This is a genomic window from Mycobacterium sp. ZZG, from assembly GCF_054786995.1.
The window spans coordinates 1-1,427 of the sequence record NZ_JBTBFV010000155.1 but is presented as its reverse complement, the minus strand read 5'-3'; the positions used below and the strand labels follow the sequence as shown (position 1 = coordinate 1,427).

Below are 1,427 nucleotides of genomic sequence, written 5' to 3'. Positions count from 1 at the left end.
GGTTGCGTCCAGCAGAGTGGTGTACGAGTCGGACCTGATCGGCGGTACCGGCGTGTCGTAGCCGAGTGATTGAAGGTCATCGCGTGATTCTTCGAGGGACCGTCCAAAGTCACTCGAGCAAAGGAATCAACGCGATGACCACTGCCCACGATATCGACCTGCCCGCCGTGTTGGCCGAACGACTCACCAGCTGCCATCCCGATGTGCTGCGCGAGCTGCTGGCCACCTTCATCCACACGCTGATGGGTGCTGAAGCCGACGCCCTGTGCGGTGCGGGCTACGGCCAGCGCAGCTCCGACCGGACGAATTCCCGCAATGGGTATCGTCACCGCGAGTTCGACACTCGGGCAGGCACATTGGATCTGGCGATCCCCAAGTTGCGCCACGGCTCGTACTTCCCGGAATGGCTGCTGGAGCGCCGCAAGCGCGCCGAGCGAGCCCTGACCACCGTGGTGGCGACCTGCTACCTGCTCGGGGTCTCGACACGGCGGATGGACAAGCTGGTGGAGACCCTGGGCATCACCAGCTTGTCGAAGTCGCAGGTATCGGTGATGGCCAAGGAACTCGACACCGCCGTCGAGTCCTTTCGGACCCGCCCCCTGGATGCCGGCCCGTACACGTTCGTCGCTGCAGATGCCCTGGTCCTCAAAGTCCGCGAGGGCGGCCGGGTGGTCAACGTGCACGCGCTGATCGCAACCGGCGTCAACGCCGAGGGCTACCGCGAGATCCTGGGCATCGACGTCAGCACCGCCGAGGACGGGGCGGGCTGGTTGACGTTCTGGCGGTCGCTGACCGCCCGCGGCCTGTCCGGGGTCAAGCTCGTCACCTCCGATGCCCACGCGGGCCTGGTGGCCGCGATCGGCGCCACGCTGCCCGGCGCGGCCTGGCAGCGCTGCCGCACCCACTACACGACCAACCTGATGGCGATCACCCCGAAAGCGTCGTGGCCGTGGGTACGCACCCTGCTGCATTCGGTGTTCGACCAGCCTGACAAGGAATCGGTTGCAGCGCAATATGATCGGATCATCGATGCTCTCGCCGATAAGCTCCCCAAGGTCGCCGACCACCTGGAATCCGCTCGCCCGGATTTGCTCGCCTTCACTAACTTCCCCAAGCAGATTTGGCGTCAGATCTGGTCGAACAATCCCCAGGAACGGCTCAATAAGGAGATCCGCCGGCGCACCGATGTCGTGGGCATCTTCCCCGACCGCGATGCGCTGATTCGTCTCGTCGGGGCCGTATTGGCCGAACAACACGACGAATGGGCCGAGTCTCGGCGCTACCTGGGCCTCGACGCGCTGAGCAAATCACGTGCCGTCAACGACACCCCGAGCGAACAGGAGGCCACGCCGGCGGCACTGACCGCCTGAACCATCACCTCGAAGAATCACCCGACGACGTCGTACACCACGTCCCTGGACTTGACC

General features: G+C 64.9%; 1 protein-coding gene. It reads left to right on the top strand.

Annotated elements, in window-relative coordinates:
- Positions 1-134 precede the first annotated feature (134 nt).
- A complete protein-coding gene (locus ACXMYJ_RS29085) occupies positions 135-1,370 on the top strand; it encodes an IS256 family transposase (protein ID WP_013470347.1) in 1,236 nt (411 codons plus the stop codon).
- Positions 1,371-1,427: the final 57 nt, after the last annotated feature.

What these genes read in the sequence shown, in the direction of transcription:
- ACXMYJ_RS29085 (WP_013470347.1), top strand. Translation starts at nt 135, where the DNA reads ATGACCACTGCCCACGATATCGACCTGCCCGCCGTGTTGGCCGAACGA.